Consider the following 22,414-nt stretch of genomic DNA (forward strand, 5'->3'; position numbering starts at 1 on the left):
TTCAAAAAATTAAAATTGAACGGTTTAGTTAAGTAATGCTTATTTTATTTGTAAATGCTTGACTAATCGTAGGAAAGTGAGTGGGACAACGAATTCAAAATGAATTCTGTCTCACTCACTTTTTTTGATGTAAACTCTTGAAAATAATAGATAATATTCCCTTATTTTATGAAATAAAACATATTTAAAATATTCAGATATATTACGCTACATGTAATAACACTGTTGATTAAATTAGTAAAAAGATTGATAATACAGCATTTTAGACTATGTAATAAATGAGAGATTTAATTACAAAAAGCGTTACATTATTATGATTCAATTACAAGGTATTAACAACGCCCACAAATGCTTGTTCATCTGATAAAGTATATCTTGTCGTTAATTAACGAGAAAAAATTATTTCAAGTAATTGGATATTGAGATGTCATTTGAAGGTAGCCACGTGATAAATTGAGAAAGAATGTTTTAAATTTCTAGGAGGATATTTAATTATGAAAAAAATCGCTACAGTAACTATCGCCACAGCCGGAATCGCTACAGTTGGATTTGCGCATCATGACGCACATGCAGCGGAAAATAATGGATATAACCCTAATGACCCAACTTCATATAGCTACTCTTATACAATTGATCAACAAGGTAATTATCATTACACTTGGAAAGGCAATTGGAATCCATCATTAGCACAACATGGTCAACAACAATCAAGTTATCAAAACAATAACTACAACTATAATAATGCTAATAACAATAATTACCACTATAGTTATAGCTATGGCTACAACAATAACCAATCAAATTCAACACAATCTTATACAACAAATAATCAAGTTCAAACTACACAATCTGCTAACAATAATGGTGGATTAGGCGCTAACACTGCGTCAACATCTGATAAGAATGTGAAAGTAACAACTCAAAAAGCGCCAACAACACAATCAACTACTACAAGTACAAAAGCATTTTCAGGTAAAACAAATTCAGGTGCGAATTACTATACTTGGGGTCAATGTACATATTATGTATATGACAAAGTTGGTGGTTCAATCGGTAACACTTGGGGTAATGCAAATAACTGGGCTAACGCAGCAGCGCAATCTGGTTATACTGTAAACAATACACCTAAAGCAGGTGCTGTGATGCAAACAACTCAAGGTGGTTATGGTCACGTTGCATATGTTGAAAGTGTAAATAGTGATGGTTCTGTTACAGTATCTGAAATGAACTATCAAGGCGTAGGTGTAGTATCTACACGTACAATTTCAGCAAGTCAAGCAAGCTCATATAATTACATTTCATAATTTGAAAAATCGACAAATTATGAATGATAATTACTAAATGATATAGATATTAAGCGCTACAAAGCGTGTTCGAAAAGAGTGAGTATATGAATTCGTAAAGAGTTCTATCTTGCTCTTTTTTTATATATAAAAATAAAGTTAATATGATTTAAAAAGCCTTATAAAGGGAAATATATAACTATCATTTCGCATAGTGTTTAAATAAAAGGCGGTGAGTCACAATGGCATTAGGAGTAATTCAATGGATCCTAGTTATCGCAATTATAATAATTACGATTGGTGTTATATTTGGCCTCATTTGGGGTTCACTTTTTGAAGAACGTTTTTATAAAAATCGTTCTAAGAAAGAAGAAGAGGAACGAATAGAAAAAAACCTTGAGATGGCTAAAGGTCATACTGACGATGATGTAGTATATGATGAAGAAGGTCGTGCATCACTCAAGAATGAGTATAAAAATCATAAATGATAAATTGCCCTTAAAAGTTAATTTGGCTTTTAAGGGTATCTTAATGTTATTTAATATAAATTAACAAAAATTATATAAATATATACGTTTAACAATTAAAAGTGATAAAATATGTATGTTAAAAAAATCACAATAATGTTTTAAAGTTAGGAGTCTTTCTAATGCTACTATTTATAGTAGAAATTATCATAATGATTTTAGCTATTATGTTAGGATTACGCACGGCAGGAGCTTTAGGCTGTGGAATCTTTGCAATTGTAGCACAACTCATTATGATTTTTGGGTTTCATCTTCCGCCAGGTTCAGCACCAGTAACGGCAGTATTAATTATTCTAGCGATAGGTATCGCTGGTGGAACGTTACAAGCAACTGGTGGAATCGACTATCTCGTGTATCTTGCTTCGAAAGTTATTGAACGTTTTCCAAAATCAATTATTTTTATCGCACCTGTGATTGTTTTTGTCTTTGTATTTGGAGTAGGGACGGCAAATATAGCTTTATCATTAGAACCTATTATTGCTCAAACGGCAGTAAAAGCTAAAATCCAACCCAAGCGACCGCTTATTGCTTCAGTATTAACTGCTAATTTAGCCTTACTTTGTAGTCCAGCTGCATCAGCAACAGCATACATTATTTCAGTGCTTGCAGGTCATGACATTTCAATGGGGCAATATTTAAGTGTTGTCTTACCTACGTCTTTAATTACTATGTTAATGTTAAGCGTATTTTGTACATTTATAGGTCGTAAAAGTACACTTACTGAAAGTGAAATCGCTCATACACCAGATGTTGAAGTAAACCATGTGTTTTCAGCTAGAGTAAAATTAGGTGTTTTGGCATTTGTGTTGTGTGTATTCGGTATTCTTACATTTGGGATCTTTCCTCAACTCATGCCGTCGTTTAGAGTGAATGGAAACGAAGTTGCCGTTTCAATGACAGAGATTGTTCAGTTCTTTATGTATCTAAGCGCAGCGGTAAATTTACTCATGTTAAAAGTAAATACAAGTGATATTCTCTCTTCAAATATTACACAATCTGCTATTGGTGCACTGTTCGCAGTACTTGGGCCTGGATGGTTAGGGGCAACAGTATTTAATGCACCTCACAATTTAAATATTATTCAAAATGATATTGGTAAAACTATTCAAAGTATGCCATGGCTAGTGATTATTCTTGTAGCTGTAGTAGCAATGATTGTTATTTCACAAACTGCAACAGCTTCGATTATGGTACCTATTGTTATGAGTATGGGCATTCCACCAATGTATTTTGTAGCAATGGTACAAACTTTAAATGTTAACTTTGTGATACCAGCGCAACCCACATTATTATTTGCGGTTAACTTAGATGAAACAGGACGTACACGACCTACAAGTTTTATTATTCCAGGTTTCTTTGCGATAGGTATTTCAGTTCTTGTTGGTTTTATTATAAAAATCATACTAGGATATTAGATGATGGTAGAGTAAGGATAGTATGAAAGTGTTTAAATTTTCTTAAAAATTAAATAAATGACATGTCTTGTCGGGTCATTTTGAACTTTGAAGAGAAGAATGCGAATGGTATTCTTCTCTTATTTTTTTCATTTATTGATAAAAAATACAAATAAATATATATTCATTGAAAATGAATAAAAATTCAAATAGAGAGTAATATAAAATTTGTTAGGAACGTTTATTTTTAATTTAACACTACTGACATGGCTATTGTTTAATCAGTTTAGAGAAAGAAAATATATAATTATTCAATTTCATTAAAATGATTTTATGAATGTAATTTGCATTTTTATTTAATATTAGATATTGTCATCATATGAATTATTCATTTTATTAAAAATGACTAAAAGACATACATATCAAATTTAGAGGAGGAACTTAATTGAAAAAAGAAAAAGTTATGGATTGGCCCACCTTCATAGGTACTGTAATTGTTTTGCTTGCAGCAGTCATACCTATGATGGTGTTTCCAAGTGCAAGTGAGAAAGTAATCACAGATATTAATAGTGCAATTTCTAATTCAATTGGTTCGATTTACTTATTTATAGGATTAGCAATACTATGTTTTGTACTTTATATTGCTTTTGGACGTTATGGAAATGTGACGTTAGGAAAAGCAAGTGATAAACCGGAATTTAATAATTTTAGTTGGGCTTCAATGCTATTTTGTGCAGGAATAGGCTCAGATATTTTGTATTGGGGTGTCATTGAATGGGCATTTTATTATCAAGTGCCACCTAATGGCGCTAAAGGAATGACTGATGAAGCTCTTACATATGCAACACAATATGGAATGTTTCATTGGGGACCTATTGCATGGGCTATTTATGTATTGCCTGCATTACCTATTGGATATTTGGTTTTTGTGAAAAAACAACCCGTTTACAAAATTAGTCAAGCTTGTCGTCCAGTCCTTAGAGGACAAACTGATAAATTTTTAGGTAAGCTTGTAGATATTTTATTTATTTTTGGATTACTAGGTGGTGCAGCGACTTCGTTAGCACTAGGTGTACCATTGATATCTTCTGGTATTGAGCGGTTGACGGGAATTGATGGAGATAATATGATTATTCGTTCAGTGATACTGTTTACAATCACTGTTATTTTTGCCATTAGTTCTTATACTGGATTGAAAAAAGGAATTCAAAAGTTAAGTGATGTCAATGTGTGGTTATCATTCTTATTACTCGCATTTGTATTTATTGTAGGTCCAACAATATTTATTATGGAAACTACATTAACTGGTTTTGGGAATATGATGCGTGATTTCTTCCATATGGCAACTTGGATGGAACCATTTGGAGGTATAAATCATCGCAAAGAAACCAATTTCCCTCAAGACTGGACGATATTTTATTGGTCATGGTGGCTTGTGTATGCGCCATTTATAGGTTTATTTATTGCTCGAATTTCAAAAGGTCGTCGACTTAAAGAGATAATATTAGGAACTATCGTATACGGTACATTAGGTTGTGTATTATTCTTCGGTATTTTTGGTAATTACGCTGTGTATTTACAAATCAGCGGACAATTTAATGTTATTGATTTCTTAAATGCACATGGTACCGAAGCAACAATTATTGAAGTCATGCATCAACTTCCTGTTGCACCAATTATTATTGTCTTATTCTTAATTTCAGCATTCTTATTCTTAGCAACTACATTTGACTCAGGTTCTTACATTTTAGCAGCTGCTTCTCAAAAGAAAGTCATAGGGGAACCATTAAAAGCGAATCGTTTATTCTGGGCATTCGCCTTATGCTTATTACCATTCTCATTAATGTTAGTTGGTGGAGAGCGAGCCTTAGAAGTGTTGAAGACTGCTTCATTATTAGCAAGTGTGCCGCTCATATTCATTTTTGTATTTATGATGATATCCTTTATTATTACGCTTAATAAAGATCGAATTAAATTAGAAACAAGAGCAGACAAATTAAAAGAAGTAGAAAGACGTTCACTTCGAATTGTACAAGTTAAAGCAGATCCTGAAGACGATAATTTATAATAGTTAATAATACAACAAACCCCAAGCTTTAGATATTAAACTCTATCGCTTGGGGTTTGTTGTATTTACAAATATAAACTTCTACAAATCACTTTCTTCTGGAATGGGATAATGTTCGAAAATGTCTCCAGATTCAATTGCATAACTAAGATTTTCTAACCATTTGCAATATAACTTTGTGTGATTAAGTTGAGCTTGGATACTATCAACTGTCGCTTGCTCTTCATCACTTAAATCATTATTTTTAGAAAGCTCTTCTATAATGGCTTCTGCTTTTTTTGTTGCTTCTAAGTTTGTATCGACTTCACGTTCCCATTTTTGTGTAAAGAAATTTCGGAAAAAATTGAAAAAATTTTTCTCAGCAACAAAATGCTGTTTACGGCTACCACGTGTGAATTGCTGTTTAACAATATCATACTCTTGTAGTTTTTTTACTCCAGTACTCATGCTAGGTTTACTCATTTGTAAATGCTCACGCATCTCATCAAGTGTCATACTACCTTCAAAAACCATTGTACCGTATAAATTACCAACACTTCTATTTGTTCCATACAAATCCATGGTTTCGCCAATTGAATTAATTACTAAATCTTTAGCTTCTTCAATTCTCTGATTGACATGATTAGAATCGCTCATATGGCACCTCCCTTAAGCTTTTTATAAGAAGTGATTGACTATCACATTTTTATATTCTCACCCATTATATGATTTTTTCTTATGAGTTTCAAAATACAGTTTCAATTACTATTAAAATTTAAATTTTGGATATATTGAAAATGATACAAAAAACGATATTTTGCAAACTTATAAAAAATATGCTAAGCTAACTTTGTAAAATTCGTTAAATAAAAATTTAACAAACTTAACGGAGGTAAGATGATGGAACTTGTAAAAAATTTGTCTAATCGCCAATATATCGATGGAGAATGGGTTGAAAGTTCAAAAAAGAATACCAGAGATATTATAAATCCATATAATCAAGAAGTAATTTTTACTGTTACAGAAGGCACAAAAGAAGATGCAGAACAAGCTATTTTAGCTGCACGCCGTTCATTTGAAAATGGCGAGTGGTCACAAGAAACAAGTGAAGTCAGAGGTAAAAAGGTAAGAGCAATCGCTGACAAAATTACGGAAAATCGCGATGAACTAGCAAAATTAGAAACGTTAGATACTGGTAAAACTTTAGAAGAGTCATACGCAGACATGGATGACATCGCTAATGTGTTTAATTATTTTGCAGGTTTAGCTGACAAAGATGGAGGAGAAATAATTAATTCTCCAATTCCCGATACAGAAAGTAAAATCATAAAAGAACCTGTAGGCGTGGTGACTCAAATTACACCGTGGAATTATCCTTTATTACAGGCTTCATGGAAAATCGCACCTGCATTAGCGACAGGTTGTTCACTTGTCATGAAACCAAGTGAAATCACACCGCTTACGACAATTCGTGTTTTTGAATTAATGGAAGACGTTGGATTTCCTAAAGGCGTAATTAATTTAGTATTAAGTAGTGGTGAAGAAATTGGTGATACGTTATCTGGCCATGAAGAGGTAGATTTAGTATCATTTACTGGCGGCATTGAAACAGGTAAACATATCATGAAAAATGCTGCTAACCATGTGACTAACATCGCCTTAGAGCTTGGTGGTAAAAACCCTAATATTATTTTTGATGACGCTGATTTTGAATTGGCAGTAGATCAAGCTTTAAATGGTGGTTATTTCCATGCAGGACAAGTATGCTCAGCAGGTTCAAGAATTTTAGTGCATAACGATATTAAAGATAAATTTGAAAAAGCATTAATTGAACGTGTAGAAAAAATTAAATTAGGTAATGGATTCGATGAAGATACAGAAATGGGACCTGTTATTTCTTCAGAACATCGCTCTAAAATTGAGAAATATATGGAAGTAGCTAAAGAAGATGGTGCAACCATTGCCACTGGTGGTAAACGTCCAGATAGAGAAGATTTAAAAGATGGTCTATTCTTTGAACCTACAGTTATTACAAATTGCGAGACTCATATGCGTATTGTTCAAGAAGAAGTATTTGGACCTGTTGTTACAATAGAAGGTTTCAATAGTGAAGAAGAAGCAATCAAACTCGCAAATGATTCTATTTATGGTTTAGCGGGGGCTGTTTTTTCTAAAGATATAGGAAAAGCACAACGTGTTGCTAACAAACTTAAATTAGGTACAGTTTGGATTAATGATTTCCATCCATACTTTGCTCAAGCACCATGGGGTGGTTATAAACAATCTGGTATAGGTCGTGAATTAGGTAAAGAAGGATTAGAAGAATATCTCATTTCTAAGCACGTACTTACCAATACAAATCCACAACCAGTAAATTTCTTTAGTAAATAAATGATGGTTTGAACAATTAATCATGGACCGTAAGAGTGACAATTTTACGGTCCTCTTATTTTGAATAGAACGAGTGTATGACATAAAACGATATAAAAAATGGAAAGTTAAATTTAAAAGAAAGGGCGGAAAAGATATGAGTAAAAATCAATCATATGATTATGTTATTATCGGCGGTGGAAGTGCTGGCTCAGTATTAGGAAATCGTTTGTCTGAGGATAAAGATAAAGACGTGCTTGTATTAGAAGCGGGTAGAAGTGACTATCCATGGGATTTATTTATACAAATGCCAGCAGCATTAATGTTTCCATCTGGTAATCCTTTTTATGATTGGAGATATCAAACAGAAGAGGAACCTCACATGGGACGCAAAGTTGACCACGCACGAGGTAAAGTATTAGGTGGCTCTAGCTCAATTAACGGTATGATTTATCAACGTGGTAATCCAATGGACTATGAAGGTTGGGCTGAACCAGAAGGTATGGAAACATGGGACTTTGCACATTGTTTACCATATTTTAAAAAATTAGAAAAGACATTTGGAGCAGCACCATACGATAAATTTAGAGGCCACGATGGTCCTATTAAATTAAAACGTGGACCAGCAACGAATCCATTATTTAAGTCATTCTTTGATGCAGGTGTAGAAGCAGGCTATCATAAAACAAAAGATGTGAATGGCTATAGACAAGAAGGATTTGGTCCATTTGATAGTCAAGTACATAATGGACGACGTGTGTCAGCGTCACGTGCTTACTTACGTCCAGCAATGAAACGTAAAAACTTAACAGTTAAAACACGAGCATTTGTTACAAAAATTCATTTTGAAGGTAATAAAGCAACGGGTGTCACTTTTAAACGTAATGGTAAACTTCATACTGTAAAGGCAGGGGAAGTGATTCTTTCAGGTGGTGCATTTAATACGCCACAATTATTACAATTATCTGGTATAGGAGATGCCGAATTCTTAAAATCAAAAGGCATTGAACCACGCATGCATTTACCAGGTGTTGGAGAAAACTTTGAAGATCATTTAGAAGTATATATTCAACATAAATGTAAGCAACCTGTTTCATTACAACCAAGTTTAGATGTAAAACGTATGCCTTGGATTGGATTACAATGGATATTTGCACGTAAAGGTGCAGCTGCTTCTAACCACTTTGAAGGCGGTGCCTTTGTGAGATCAAACGATCAAGTTGCATATCCTAATTTAATGTTCCATTTCTTACCTATCGCTGTTAGATATGATGGACAAAAAGCACCGGTTGCGCATGGATATCAAGTTCATGTTGGACCAATGTATTCCAATTCTCGTGGTAGCTTAAAAATAAAATCTAAAGACCCATTTGAAAAACCAAGTATTGTGTTTAATTATCTTTCAACTAAAGAGGATAAACAAGAATGGGTTGAAGCTATTCGAGTTGCGCGTAATATTCTATCTCAACACGCGATGGATCCATTTAACGGTGGTGAAATTTCACCAGGACCATCTGTACAAACAGATGAAGAAATTTTAGATTGGGTACGCAAAGATGGAGAAACTGCTCTACATCCGTCATGTAGTGCTAAAATGGGTCCAGCGTCTGATCCTATGTCAGTTGTAGATCCTTTAACAATGAAAGTTCATGGCATGGAAAATTTACGTGTCGTTGATGCATCAGCAATGCCTCGTACAACAAATGGTAATATCCATGCACCGGTGCTAATGCTTGCAGAAAAAGCGGCAGATATCATTCGCGGTAGAAAACCATTAGAACCACAATACGTTAATTATTATAAACATGGTGTTAGTGATGAAAAGGCTGGAGCAATGGAATTTGATCCGTATTATAAACATTAAATAAAAGTCTTAATAATAAAACAAGTCTAAAATGTTAGCATACACATATCTATAAAATAATTGCATCATAGTTGACTGAAATGCTGTATGCTTATAAAAAGTACTGTATATAAAGTCATCCTTATGAGGAGTGGAGTAATGAATTAAGAATAAATTCTATTCCACTTCTTTTTTTAATCGCTCTACAACATTTTTAATATGTAAAAGCATATAATGAATGAAAAGGAGTGAAATGAGATGATTAAAGATTTAGTACAACGTTTGCGATATAAGGAAAAACGTATGATCGATATCCGTAGACATTTACATGAACATCCAGAGTTATCATTTCATGAAACAGAAACACCTAAATATATTGCAGACTTTTATAAAAGTAAAGAGTGTAAAGTAGAAACTAATATAGGACAAAATGGTGTGAAGGTAACGATAGATAGTGGCAAACCTGGTAAAACTATTGCCATTCGTGCTGATTTTGATGCGCTTCCAATTCAGGAAGATACAGGTGTATCATTTGCCTCTAAAAATGATGGAGTAATGCATGCGTGTGGTCATGATGCGCATACAGCATATATGCTTATTTTGGCAGAAACATTGATAGAATTGAAACAACAATTTAATGGTAAAGTGATTATTATTCATCAACCAGCTGAAGAAATGCCACCAGGTGGTGCAAAGGGCATGATTGAAGATGGCGTATTAGATGGCGTTGATCATGTTTTAGGTGCCCACGTGATGACGAATATGGATTCCGGTAAAGTTTATTATCGTAAGGGTAATGTTCAAACAGGACGTTCTTATTTTAAATTAGTTGTAAAAGGTGAAGGAGGGCATGGTTCTTCTCCACATACAGCAAATGATGCAATTGTAGCCGGAGCTCATTTTGTAACGACTGCTCAAACGGTAGTATCACGTCGGATTAGTCCATTTGAAACGGGCGTCGTAACAATCGGCTCATTCGATGGTAAAGGACAATTTAACGTTATTAAAGACAAAATAACTATTGAAGGAGACGTTCGTGCATTGACAGATGATACACGTGATCGTATCGAAACGTCTTTAAAACAGATGGTTCATGGTTTGGAAGAAACGTTTGGCGTAAATTGTGAGTTTACATTTAGTAAAGATTATCCTGCATTATATAATGATCCAGACTTTACTGAATATGTTGCAGACACGATTAAACAAGCAAAATTAGATGATGTTATAGGCGTAGAAGTATGCGAACCTCAACCACCATCTGAAGACTTTGCATTTTACGCTAAAACATTGCCAAGCACATTTATATATGCAGGTGCGAAACCTAAAGACGGTAAAGTTTATCCTCATCATCATCCTAAGTTCACTATAGATGAATCAAGTATGTTGGTTGCTGCAGAAGCAGTAGGTGCAGTTGTATTAACTTATCTAACTAGAAACTAATAGAAAATACGTATATTTAAAGCATAAACCTACGATTATAGAGTGGTGATAAGTCTATACTCTAGTATTAAAGTATATGTCATGATAGTATTAGCGTATATCTTAATATCGGGGTGAGTTAATGACTTTCTATGATTTTATGCAAGGATTTGTCGATGATAAGACCCCATTAGGTGAACTTGCCACATGGATAAATCAAGATGAAAATTTTCCAAAACATGAATATCTTGCGGAAAATATACTTGATTACTTTACAAATATAGCGATGCAAGATCATGAATTCTTAGAAATCGTTAAACGTTCTCTATCATTATATGAGGGATTATAAAAGAAAGATATATTTTGAAATTGATAGCTTAAAGCTAGTTTAGGTTTAGAAATGAAGGAAAAAGAAATGATTTTAACAGATAGTTATAAAACATATGTAGTAGAAGAAAAAGGAAATCAAAATATTTCTATCGAAAAAAATAATGATGTTCAACATTATTCTGTACTTGAATCAATAAATGAGTTAACAAATGACTCATTTTGCGTTTTAAATCATTTATTTGTAAATGAAGGTAATGAGTCTAAATTTGAAGCTAAATTTTTAGAACGTCCAAAACATTTACAAGATATGTCAGGATTTAAAGCCTTACGCTTTTTACGTCCTGAAACTAAACATCATCACTATATCATTTTAACGCTATGGAAAGATCGACAATCGTTCTATGATTGGCAAAATTCAAAAGCTTATGGTAACATACACAAACAAAGAGGTACTAAACAAGGTGTTGATCATAAGATAGTTAACCGTGATTTATCTTATAATATAAGAATAGAACTTGCTAATTTAGAAACGGGTATTGATGTAGACAATATTTTTTAATATTCAAAGATTAAGTTTCTATAAAGTAATATTCTAATATAGAAACTTAATCTTTTTTTATTTAAAACAACTGCCAAGTAGAATTACGTGAAATTAAGACATATGACTTTATGAAAGATAAAGACTTAAAAATTGGAAGGAAAATAAAGTAATGAATAATTTAAATTTATTAGCACCAGAGACATATAATATTGTATCTGAAATTGAAAAACATGCTTCAAATCAAAGTAAACAAGCAATTATTTATGAAAATGGTGTTGAAGATCCTATCACTGTTACATATGCTGAGTTAATTGAAAACGCTAATAAAGTAGGACATGTATTATTAAATCATGGGCTAAAAAAAGGTGATAAAGTGTTAATTATGATGCCACGTGCTATTATCACTTATGAACTTTATATTGCAGCATTAAAATTAGGTATTGCAATCATCCCAAGTTCTGAAATGTTAAGAACAAAGGATTTACAATATCGTATTACTCACGGAGAAATTAATGCAGTGATTGCGCTAGCTGACTTTATAAAAGAATTTAAAGATATTAAAGAATATCATGAATTAACAAAATTTGTTGTTAATGGTCATGAAGAGGATTGGATTAGCATTGAAGATGAAAAAACAAAACAAAGTTATGAATTAGACATAGCTCATACAACAAGGGATGATATTGCTATTTTATCTTATACTTCTGGTACTACAGGTAATCCAAAAGCTGTTACACATACTCATGGTTGGGGATATGCACATATGAAAATGGCACCTAAACATTGGTTGTCTATAACAGAAAATGACTTAGTGTGGGCAACTGCTGCACCTGGTTGGCAAAAATGGGTATGGAGTCCTTTCTTATCCATTATGGGAACAGGTGCGACAGCATTTGTGTATAATGGTAAATTTAATCCTTCACGCTATTTATCATTATTACAAAACTTTAAAATTAATGTGTTTTGCTGTACACCAACCGAATATCGTATGATGGCAAAATTAGATAACTTAGAAAAATACAACTTAGAGCATTTACATAGCGCAGTATCAGCAGGCGAACCATTAAATAGAGAAGTTGTTGAACAATTCCGTAAGCATTTTGACTTAACAGTTCGTGACGGATATGGCCAAACAGAGAGTACATTATTAATTGGCTTCTTAAAAGATACAGAACCACGCCCTGGCTCTATGGGTAAAGCGATTCCTGGTAGTCGTGTAGCCATTGTTGATGATGATGGGAATAAAGTGGATACAAATGTAAAAGGTAATATAGCACTGCCACTTGATTTTCCTGGATTATTTAAAGGTTACTTTAAAGATGAGGAACGTACAAAAGCTTCACATGCAGGAGAGTATTACATTACTGGAGATTTAGCACATGTCGATGAAGATGGTTACTTCTGGTTTGAAGGTCGCCGTGACGATATTATTATTAGTTCTGGTTATACTATTGGACCTTTCGAAGTTGAAGATGCGCTAACAAATCATGAGGTAGTAAAAGAATGTGCAGTTGTAGCAAGTCCACATCCAATTCGTGGTAATATTGTTAAAGCATTTATTATTTTAAAAGAGGGTTATGAACCAAGCGATGATTTAGTAAAAGAATTACAAGCCTTCTGTAAAAAAGTAGTAGCACCATATAAATATCCACGTGCGATTGAATTTGTAGATGATTTACCAAAAACAAATTCTGGTAAAATTCGTCGTGTTGAATTACGTGATGCTGAATTCAAAAAATATAACGAATCACAAAATAAATAGTACTATCAATGACACTGATAAATTAGTATGTCACTAATTTATCAGTGTTTTTTTATAATTAAAATATTAATTTACTTGAGAAGATCAATGCATGAAATGTGTCAATAATTAGAAAAAACAAAAATAAAGATAATTTTAATTGTATTTCTTGTTTTATTATGACATACTTTTAATTAATTAGTATGACATAATAAAAAATGAGGTGATTCTTATGACTAAATATATATATGCATTTGATGAAGGACAAAAGTCGATGAGAAATTTATTGGGAGGTAAAGGAGCCAATCTATCTGAAATGAAACGCTTAGGTTTACCTGTGCCAGACGGTTTTACAATTACCACAGCAGCATGTATTGAATATTTAAAACAAGGACAGTCATTATCTACTGATATTAAAACAGAATTGATTGAACATTTGGCTTCATTTTCAGAGAGAACAGGAAAAACATTTTCTTCCGATACTAATTTATTGCTTGTTTCTGTCAGAAGTGGCGCTAAAATTTCCATGCCAGGAATGATGGATACGATACTAAACTTGGGGCTAAATGATGATAATGTAGAAAAATTAGCAGAAAAAACTGGAGATAAACGTTTTGCTTATGACTGTTATCGTCGTTTACTACAAATGTTTGGTGAAGTTGTATATAACGTGCCTATGCAAGCGTTTGATACATATTTCGAACAATATAAAAAACAATATCATTTTGAAAATGACGCTGCTATTAGTGCGGAAGGTTTACAAGAAATTTGTAAGCGCTTTAAAGGAATATATGTAGAAGAAGTACATAAACCCTTCCCACAGGAGCCTTTGAAACAACTGGAAGAAGCCATAGAAGCCGTATTTAAATCATGGGATAATGATCGTGCTCGTATTTATCGAGATTTAAATGATATTCCACACGATATTGGTACAGCAGTAAATGTCCAGGAAATGGTTTTTGGTAATAGTGGAGATAATAGTGGTACAGGTGTTGCTTTTACGCGGAATCCAGTGACTGGTGAAAATAAATTATTTGGTGAATATCTACTTAATGCACAAGGGGAAGATGTTGTTGCAGGTATTCGTACACCTAAAGATATCTCAACATTGCACGATCAAATGCCAAAGGTTCATCAAGAATTTGTAAACGTGACAAAACAATTAGAAAAACACTATAAGGATATGCAAGATATTGAATTTACAATTGAAAATGGGCAATTATATTTACTCCAAACTCGTAATGGCAAACGTACAGCACGTGCTGCTATTCAAATTGCTGTAGATTTAGTGAACGAAGGCATTATTACTAAAGAAGAAGCAATGGCAAAGGTTGAAGTAAAATCAATCGATCAACTTTTACATCCGAATTTCGATGAATCTTCATTAAAAGAAGCAACAGTTATATCGAAAATGGGATTACCAGCGAGTCCAGGTGCTGCAACAGGACAAATTGTGTTTACTGCTGAAGAGGCGAAAATACAATCCGAACAAGGCAAGACAGTCATCTTGATGAGACCAGAAACTTCTCCTGAAGATATTGAAGGTATGATAGCAAGTGAAGCAATTGTAACGACACATGGCGGTATGACATCTCATGCAGCAGTTGTTGCTCGTGGAATGGGGAAATGCTGTGTGACAGGATGTTCTGATTTAGAAATTAATACGAGTGCCAAGACAGTGTACTATGGCAATCAAACACTTCACGAAGGAGATGTGGTATCAGTCGATGGTTCAAAAGGGGATATTTATTTAGGTGAGGTTAAAACAGTAAATGCTGAGCATAGTGAGTCATTCAATCAATTTATGGAATGGTCAGAAGAAACAGCCCGTCTAAAAGTACGTATGAATGCAGAAACACCTCAAGACATTAAAGTGGGTTACCAATTTGGTGCTAAGGGTATTGGATTAGTACGTACAGAGCATATGTTCTTTGGGGCTAAACGGCTGATAGAGATGAGACGCTTCATCTTATCATCGTCTCATGAAGATCGTCTAGAAGCACTCAATCATATTAAACAATATCAAGTAGAGGACTTTAAAGAAATCTTTAAATTATCTGGTGAGCATCCTACAATAGTACGTTTACTTGATCCACCATTGCACGAATTCTTACCTCATACTGAAGAAGATATTGCTAATGTTGCGAAGCAATTAAATATTTCAAAGGAGACATTAGATAAACGTATTGTGGATTTAAATGAAGTGAACCCGATGCTTGGACATCGTGGCTGTCGATTAGCAATCACATATCCTGAACTATATGAAATGCAAGTAGAAGCGATTATTGAAAGCGTATTTAAACTGAAAGAAGAAGGCATTCAGTGTAAACCGGAAATTATGATTCCTTTAGTATCAACAGTAGAAGAATTTACAACTTTAAAAGAAACGCTCGTTAATACAATTCAACACTTAGAGGAACAACATCAAGATAAAGTAGAATACTTAATGGGAACAATGATTGAAACGCCACGCGCCTGTCTTATTGCAGATCAATTAGCCCAACACTGTGACTTCTTTAGTTTCGGTACCAATGATTTAACACAATTGTCATTTGGTTTCTCTAGAGATGATGCAGGGAAGTTTATAAACGTGTATACTGAAAGAAATATATTGAAACTTGACCCATTTCAAACCTTAGATAAAGACGGGGTTGGAAAACTAATTGAAATGGCAGTTAAACAAGCAAAGAAAGTGAATGAAAATATTAAGGTTGGTGTATGTGGTGAATTAGGTGGAGATGCGAAATCTATTCATTATTTCAATCATTTACCAATTGATTATGTATCATGTTCACCATTCCGAATCCCAGGAGCCATTTTAGCGACTGCTCAGAGTCAAGTGGAGGAAAATGAGTAATCAAAAATGAATGAAGTCGAGTCACAAGTATCTAGTTTAAAATTGTTTATTGTTTCAGATTCAATTGGAGAAACTGCTCAACGTATGATTCATGCAACGTTAACCCAGTTTCCAAATTTAAACAATGTAGAAATTAAAAAATTTCCTTACATTAAAGATGAGGAAGAATTTCTAAATATATTAAATTTAGCGAAAGAACACCATGCAATCGTAGCTACGACATTAGTTAGTGAATCATTTAATGCACTTGGTCATGAATTTGCTAGAGAACATGAGATCCCATATGTAGACTATATGTCTGATTTAATTAGTATTATTGAGCATGTGACAGATGAAAAACCATTGATGGAAAGTGGTGCGTTAAGAAAGTTAAATGAAGAGTATTTTAAACGTATTGAAGCTATTGAATATTCAGTGAAATATGACGATGGTAAGCATTTTTCAGATATAGGCGAAGCAGATGCATTAATTGTAGGGGTATCACGTACGTCAAAGACACCACTTAGTATGTATTTAGCGAATAAAGGTTATAAAATAGCCAATATTCCTTTAGTACCTGAAATTAATATTCCAGATAGCGTGTTTCAACAAAAAGGGTTACAAGTTTTTGGATTAACTGCAAGTCCACAGTATATTGCAAATATACGAAAAAATCGTGCTGAAACATTAGGTTTGTCGAAAGAGTCTCAATATAATAATTTAAAGCGTATAAAAGAAGAACTCAGTTATTCAGAAGAAGTATTTAAAAAATTAAATGCTACAGTTATTAATACTGAGTATAAATCTATTGAAGAATCAGCTTTTTATATTGAAAAGTTTTTACAAAATAATAAATAATCATCATATACGGTTGTAAGTAAACCATTAAGTGGTTGTAATGAAATTATGCTATGATAAACAATTTAATCATTCAACTAAACGTTCTTATTATTTAGCTTATATTAATAAATCTTTCTGTTTAATTTAATTATAATAAGTTTATTAATTCGAATAATTAAGTTTTTCTGATTTACAATTGACTATATTTGTTTTAACATAGTAATGAAAGACTTAACACATTACTAAAAACAATATATTGATTACTAGATATTAGGGAAACAAGAGCAACAGGTAATTATATTATATTGTTAAACATAATTTTTGGAGAGGTGTACAAACATGACAGAATCAAAAGATATGATTATTGTCGGTGCTGGTGTAATTAGTACAACAGTTGCATCTATGTTCAATGAACTTGTACCTAACTGGAACATTGATCTTTATGAACGTTTAGATCGTCCAGGTATCGAAAGTTCAAACGAACGTAACAATGCTGGTACTGGTCACGCTGCATTATGTGAATTAAACTATACTGTAAGACAACCAGATGGAACAATTGACATTGAAAAAGCAAAACAAATCAATGAACAATTTGAAATTTCTAAACAATTCTGGGGTCACTTAGTAGAATCAGGTCAAATTAAAGATCCTAGAGACTTCATTCATCCTTTACCACATATTAGTTTCGTACGTGGTAAAAACAATGTTCAATTCTTAAAAGAACGTTATGAAAAAATGAAAGATTTCCCTATGTTCGATGACATCGAATACACTGAAGACATCGAAGTAATGAGAAAATGGATTCCATTAATGATGCAAGGTCGTTTCGATGATGGCTTAATGGCTGCTAGTAAAATCGACGAAGGTACTGACGTAAACTACGGTGAATTAACTCGTAAAATGGCTCATAACCTACAAAACGATAATTCAAACGTAAACGTTAATTATAATCACGAAGTACAAGACTTCAAGCGTTTATCTAACGGTAAATGGCAAGTTAAAATTAAAGATTTAGCTAATAATACAGTTATTACTAAAGAAGCTGACCACGTATTCATCGGCGCTGGTGGTGGATCAATTCCATTATTACAAAAAACTGGTATCGAAGAAGGTAAACATATCGGTGGTTTCCCAATCATCGGTCAATTTATCGCTTGTACAAATCCAGAAGTTATTGAACAACACGATGCGAAAGTATATGGTAAAGAGCCACCTGGCACACCACCAATGACTGTTCCTCACTTAGATACTCGTTATATCGATGGTGAAAGAACATTATTATTTGGACCATTCGCAAATGTTGGCCCTAAATTCTTAATTCATGGTTCTAACTTAGATTTATTCAAATCAGTTAAACCACACAATATCACTACGTTATTAGCTGCAGCAGTTAAAAATATGTCATTACTTAAATATTCATTTGACCAAATCATCATGACTAAAGAAGGTTGTATGAACCACTTACGTACGTTCTACCCTGAAGCTCGTGACGAAGATTGGCAAGTATATACTGCTGGTACACGTGTACAAGTTATTAAAGATGATGAAAAAGAAGGTAAAGGATTCATCCAATTCGGTACAGAAGTGGTTGACTCTAAAGACCATTCTATCATCGCTTTACTTGGTGAATCACCAGGGGCTTCTACATCAGTTTCAGTAGCATTAGAAGTTATCGAAAGAAACTTCGCTCAATATTTAGATGAATGGAAACCAAAAATCAAAAAAATGATTCCTTCATATGGTGAATCATTAATTAACGATGTTGACTTAATGAGAAAAACTCGTCGTTTAACATCTAAACAATTAGAATTAGGTTTCTACGAAAATGCTAATACTAAATAAGAGAAATTAAATAGCTGCTAACAGGACATGATATCCTGTTAGCAGTTTTTTTATTTTACATTAAATAAGTAAGCTTTATCATCAATTTAACTGGGTTGATTACTGTTTTAGAATAAAAAAAGTGATGAGCATATTGCTCATCACTTTTTAAATAAAATCTTACTATTAGTTTTTGTTTACTGAAGCATCGTAGATTGAATCTACTGCATCGCCTAAAGCTTTATCAAATTCTTCTTTTGATTGGCTAGCGCGTAAATCACTTGCTAATGCACGAGAGAAGCTTGCGATTAATTCATCGTTCTCTTTTAATAATTTGTTTGCTTCGTCTCTGCTGTAACCACCAGATAATACAACAACACGAACAACATTTGGATGATCAGCTAATTCTTTGTATAAGTTAGCTTTAGTAGGGATAGTTAATTTTAACATTACTAATTGATCATCATTTAAAGAATCTAAGCCTTTTTTAAGTTCAGCTTTTAATACTTCTTCAATTTCAGCTTTATCTTTAGCATTAATGTTTACTTCAGGTTCGATGATTGGTACTAAACCTTTAGCAATGATTTTTTTAGCGAATTCAAATTGTTGTTCAACAACGTCTTTGATACCTTGTTCATTTAATTCTAAGATGTTAGAACGCATTTTAGTACCGAAGATATGACGTTCAACTGCACGATCTAAAGTTTCATCTAAGTTGTCGATAGGTTTCATTAACTGAACACCATTTTTTTCTTCAGCTAACCCTTTGTCAACTTTTAAGAAAGGAACGACACCTTTATCAGCTAAGTAGTCTCCAGTGTATTTACCTTCAACTTCACGATCCATAGTTTGTTCAAAAAGAATCGCACCTAAAATTTTATCTGAAGTGAATGAAGGTGAAGTTACAACACGAGTACGCATATCATGTACAAGTTGGAACATTTCGTCATCATTGCTGTATTGATCTTCGTTTACACCATATTCTTTTAATGCTTTTGGAGTACTACCACCACTTTGGTCTAATGCAGCGATGAATCCTTTTCCATTACTTACTTTTTCTAATTGTTCTTTATTCATTATGCTTTTCACTCCTTTAATAAACTTTCAATATCATTATCGTAAAAAATACTAATATTCTCAAGTATAAAGTAATTAATTATTGAAATTTCTTAATTAACAATTTACAATTTTATGAAATTACCGTATTTATACATTTCATGTGAACATTCAAACATATTCAAAGGGGATTGTTATGAAACAACGTATATTAATTATTGGTAGCCCTGGTTCTGGAAAATCAACATTGGCATATCAACTACATTTAAAATATCAACTTCCACTTTATCATATTGATCAAATTCAATGGCTTAATAATAAAAACGTCATTACTTTTGAAGAATTAAAACAAAAACTTGAATCTATTGTAGTAAAAGAAGAATGGATTATTGATGGAAATTATTCTAGTACACTTAGTATGAGATTAAAATATGCAACTAAAGTCATATGGATTAAAGAACCAAGAGTAAAATGTATAGTTAGAGTAATCAAGCGTTACATATATTCATTATTTAAAAGAGAACATATTGGAGGAAATCCTAAAACGTTAAGTTTTGAATTTATTAAGTATATTTGGGATTTTCCTAAAAATAATGAGCAATTTATCATCCAGCAAATGAAAGGATCAATGCCAAATGTTCAGTGGATCATCGATGATTCTAAAGCATTGTCTTTACTTTGCTTTAAAGAACCATAAATTAAATTATTCAAAAAATTTAATAAATGTAAATATTAAATAGAATATTTTATAAAATCTTGGTATATCGTATATTTTTTGTTGAAGTATGCTATTCTAACAATAAGTTAAGTTCTTATTAATAGAAATTAGTCTTTATTTTTAAATCATTTACATATTACAACTAAGAACTTAATTAATACATACATATTCTCTTGGAGGAACAGTAGTGAAGAAAAATAAAATTTTTGCTGTATTAACAACAAGTGCACTATTACTTGCTGCTTGTAGTAATGGAGATCATTCATCCGATAGTGGACAAAAAGGTGACAATCAAAAAAATGAACAATCAAGTAGTCAAAGTGATGCGTTAAAGAAAAATAATGAAAAAAACAAAAATGAAAATAAAGTAGATTATCCTAAAGATGGTGTTAAAGGTATTTATGTAACAAGTAATTCTACACAGGGCGCTAAAATGGATGAATTAGTTAAATTCATCAAAGACTCTAATTTAAATACAATGGTTATCGATGTTAAAGATGATACAGGTAACATTACTATGAAATTAAATACTGGGAACAAACAAGTTGATAAAAACACACTTGATATAGTAGATGGTAAAAAGTTATTGAAAAAATTACATGATAATAACATTTATCCTATTGCACGTATTGTAACATTTAAAGATACAAAATTAGCAAATGAACACCCGGAATGGACTTTCAGAAATAGTGATGGCTCTGTTTGGACAAATGGTAAAGGAGATAGCTTTGTTAATCCATTTATGAAAGAAGTATGGAAGTATGATATTGATGTTGCAAAAGCAGCGGCAAAAGCAGGCTTCCAAGATATTCAATTTGACTATGTACGCTTCCCAGAAGGATTTGAAAATCAAGCGGATAGCTTAACTTATAATAAAGGTGAATATAAAAATAGTCAGATGAGTTCAGGCGACCAACGTGTAGATACAATTACTAAATTCTTAGAATATGCAAATAAAGAATTAAAACCAATGGGAGTCAATGTGTCAGCTGATGTATTTGGTTATTCTGCATTAGTTGAAAATGCACCTGGTATTGGTCAAAGCTTCCCTAAAATCTCTAAAAATGTAGATGCCATTTCATCAATGATTTATCCATCTCATTGGAGCAATGGAGATTTCGGTTTACAAGCACCAGATACTGAACCATATAAAACTGTCAATCGCTATATTCAAAAAGAAAATAGTTTATTAGATACATTAGGTAAAGATAAGCCTATTTCAAGACCATGGATTCAAGACTTTACCGCTTCATATTTAGGTGCTGGTAATTATATTGATTATGATGCAAAAGCGATATCTGAAGAAGTTCAAGCTTTAAAAGATAACGGTGTTAATGAATTCTTATTATGGAATGCAGGTAATGATTATACAGAAGGTGTTAATTATAATCCTAAAAAAGGTAATGCTAAAGAACAAGACCCTGAAGGTGTAGAACAAACTAATAACAAAGATGATCAAAATTCTAATAGTCAAGATAATGAACAAGCGGATAATAAAAATAAATAATATGGATACAGTTTCTCGTGTGTTCATTTAGTATGGAAATGATTTATCTTGTAGAATTATTTAAAAAACATACTAAGATTAGCTGTGAAGAAATCTATGACGATAGATTTCTTCACAGCTATTTTTTATAGTTGTAGAGAG

The 22,414-nt window shown here is 32.6% G+C and carries 17 protein-coding genes; 15 read left to right on the forward strand and 2 right to left on the reverse strand.

The annotated features are described in order from the left end of the window. Positions 1–494 precede the first annotated feature (494 nt). The 4 genes from AC2FB1_RS09870 to AC2FB1_RS09885 all read left to right on the forward strand — a co-directional run bounded on the left by AC2FB1_RS09870 (position 495) and on the right by AC2FB1_RS09885 (position 5,272). Entirely contained in the window at positions 495–1,304 is an 810-nt protein-coding gene (locus tag AC2FB1_RS09870; protein ID WP_490675061.1) for a CHAP domain-containing protein, read from the forward strand. A 221-nt stretch (positions 1,305–1,525) separates the two neighbouring features. Then, positions 1,526–1,771, forward strand: coding sequence for a hypothetical protein (locus AC2FB1_RS09875; RefSeq protein ID WP_490675063.1), 246 nt, complete (start codon positions 1,526–1,528; stop codon positions 1,769–1,771). Between the two features lie 161 nt (positions 1,772–1,932). After that, complete coding sequence (locus AC2FB1_RS09880; RefSeq protein ID WP_490675064.1) at positions 1,933–3,225, forward strand: anaerobic C4-dicarboxylate transporter family protein; 1,293 nt, start codon at positions 1,933–1,935, stop codon at positions 3,223–3,225. A 424-nt stretch (positions 3,226–3,649) separates the two neighbouring features. Next, positions 3,650–5,272: a BCCT family transporter gene (locus tag AC2FB1_RS09885; RefSeq protein ID WP_490675065.1), complete on the forward strand. Its 1,623-nt coding sequence runs from the start codon at positions 3,650–3,652 to the stop codon at positions 5,270–5,272. Positions 5,273–5,353: 81 nt separating this feature from the next. Here the strand turns inward: AC2FB1_RS09885 and cudC are convergent, their stop codons facing one another. Next, complete coding sequence (cudC, locus tag AC2FB1_RS09890) at positions 5,354–5,908, reverse strand: choline uptake/conversion transcriptional regulator CudC (RefSeq protein WP_490675066.1); 555 nt, start codon at positions 5,906–5,908, stop codon at positions 5,354–5,356. A gap of 243 nt (positions 5,909–6,151) precedes the next feature. Here cudC and betB point away from each other — a divergent pair, with 243 nt between their 5' ends. From betB to lqo, 9 genes are all read left to right on the forward strand, one after another. Further along, entirely contained in the window at positions 6,152–7,642 is a 1,491-nt protein-coding gene (gene betB / locus AC2FB1_RS09895) for a betaine-aldehyde dehydrogenase (RefSeq protein WP_490675067.1), read from the forward strand. A gap of 136 nt (positions 7,643–7,778) precedes the next feature. Continuing rightward, entirely contained in the window at positions 7,779–9,485 is a 1,707-nt protein-coding gene (gene betA / locus AC2FB1_RS09900) for a choline dehydrogenase (RefSeq protein WP_490675068.1), read from the forward strand. A 237-nt stretch (positions 9,486–9,722) separates the two neighbouring features. Then, a complete protein-coding gene (locus tag AC2FB1_RS09905; RefSeq protein WP_490675069.1) occupies positions 9,723–10,904 on the forward strand; it encodes an amidohydrolase in 1,182 nt (393 codons plus the stop codon). A gap of 121 nt (positions 10,905–11,025) precedes the next feature. Further along, positions 11,026–11,232, forward strand: coding sequence for a sterile alpha motif-like domain-containing protein (locus AC2FB1_RS09910; RefSeq protein ID WP_490675070.1), 207 nt, complete (start codon positions 11,026–11,028; stop codon positions 11,230–11,232). Between the two features lie 66 nt (positions 11,233–11,298). Continuing rightward, positions 11,299–11,772, forward strand: a complete 474-nt coding sequence (locus AC2FB1_RS09915; RefSeq protein WP_490675079.1) for an antibiotic biosynthesis monooxygenase family protein — start codon at positions 11,299–11,301, stop codon at positions 11,770–11,772. 151 nt (positions 11,773–11,923) lie between these two features. After that, positions 11,924–13,516 (forward strand): acyl-CoA synthetase MbcS, encoded by a 1,593-nt coding sequence (gene mbcS, locus AC2FB1_RS09920; protein ID WP_490675071.1) that lies wholly within the window; start codon positions 11,924–11,926, stop codon positions 13,514–13,516. A 211-nt stretch (positions 13,517–13,727) separates the two neighbouring features. Further along, positions 13,728–16,352, forward strand: a complete 2,625-nt coding sequence (gene ppdK, locus AC2FB1_RS09925) for a pyruvate, phosphate dikinase (protein WP_490675072.1) — start codon at positions 13,728–13,730, stop codon at positions 16,350–16,352. A gap of 6 nt (positions 16,353–16,358) precedes the next feature. Further along, positions 16,359–17,189, forward strand: coding sequence for a pyruvate, water dikinase regulatory protein (locus AC2FB1_RS09930; RefSeq protein ID WP_490675073.1), 831 nt, complete (start codon positions 16,359–16,361; stop codon positions 17,187–17,189). Between the two features lie 321 nt (positions 17,190–17,510). Then, complete coding sequence (lqo, locus tag AC2FB1_RS09935) at positions 17,511–19,013, forward strand: L-lactate dehydrogenase (quinone) (RefSeq protein WP_490675074.1); 1,503 nt, start codon at positions 17,511–17,513, stop codon at positions 19,011–19,013. 165 nt (positions 19,014–19,178) lie between these two features. On the opposite strand, the gene AC2FB1_RS09940 is transcribed toward lqo, so the two are convergent. Then, positions 19,179–20,069, reverse strand: coding sequence for a fructose bisphosphate aldolase (locus tag AC2FB1_RS09940; protein ID WP_490675075.1), 891 nt, complete (start codon positions 20,067–20,069; stop codon positions 19,179–19,181). Between the two features lie 175 nt (positions 20,070–20,244). Between AC2FB1_RS09940 and AC2FB1_RS09945 the strand changes: the two genes are divergently transcribed. Together AC2FB1_RS09945 and AC2FB1_RS09950 are read left to right on the forward strand one after the other, a co-directional pair. Then, a complete protein-coding gene (locus tag AC2FB1_RS09945) occupies positions 20,245–20,745 on the forward strand; it encodes a P-loop NTPase family protein (protein ID WP_490675076.1) in 501 nt (166 codons plus the stop codon). Positions 20,746–20,953: 208 nt separating this feature from the next. Then, the gene (locus tag AC2FB1_RS09950) at positions 20,954–22,273 is read left to right on the forward strand and encodes a putative glycoside hydrolase (RefSeq protein WP_490675078.1); all 1,320 of its coding nucleotides are present in this window, start codon (positions 20,954–20,956) and stop codon (positions 22,271–22,273) included. The last annotated feature ends 141 nt before the right edge of the window (positions 22,274–22,414 follow it).

The organism is Staphylococcus sp. CoH_129_LAB_1, from assembly GCF_058191515.1.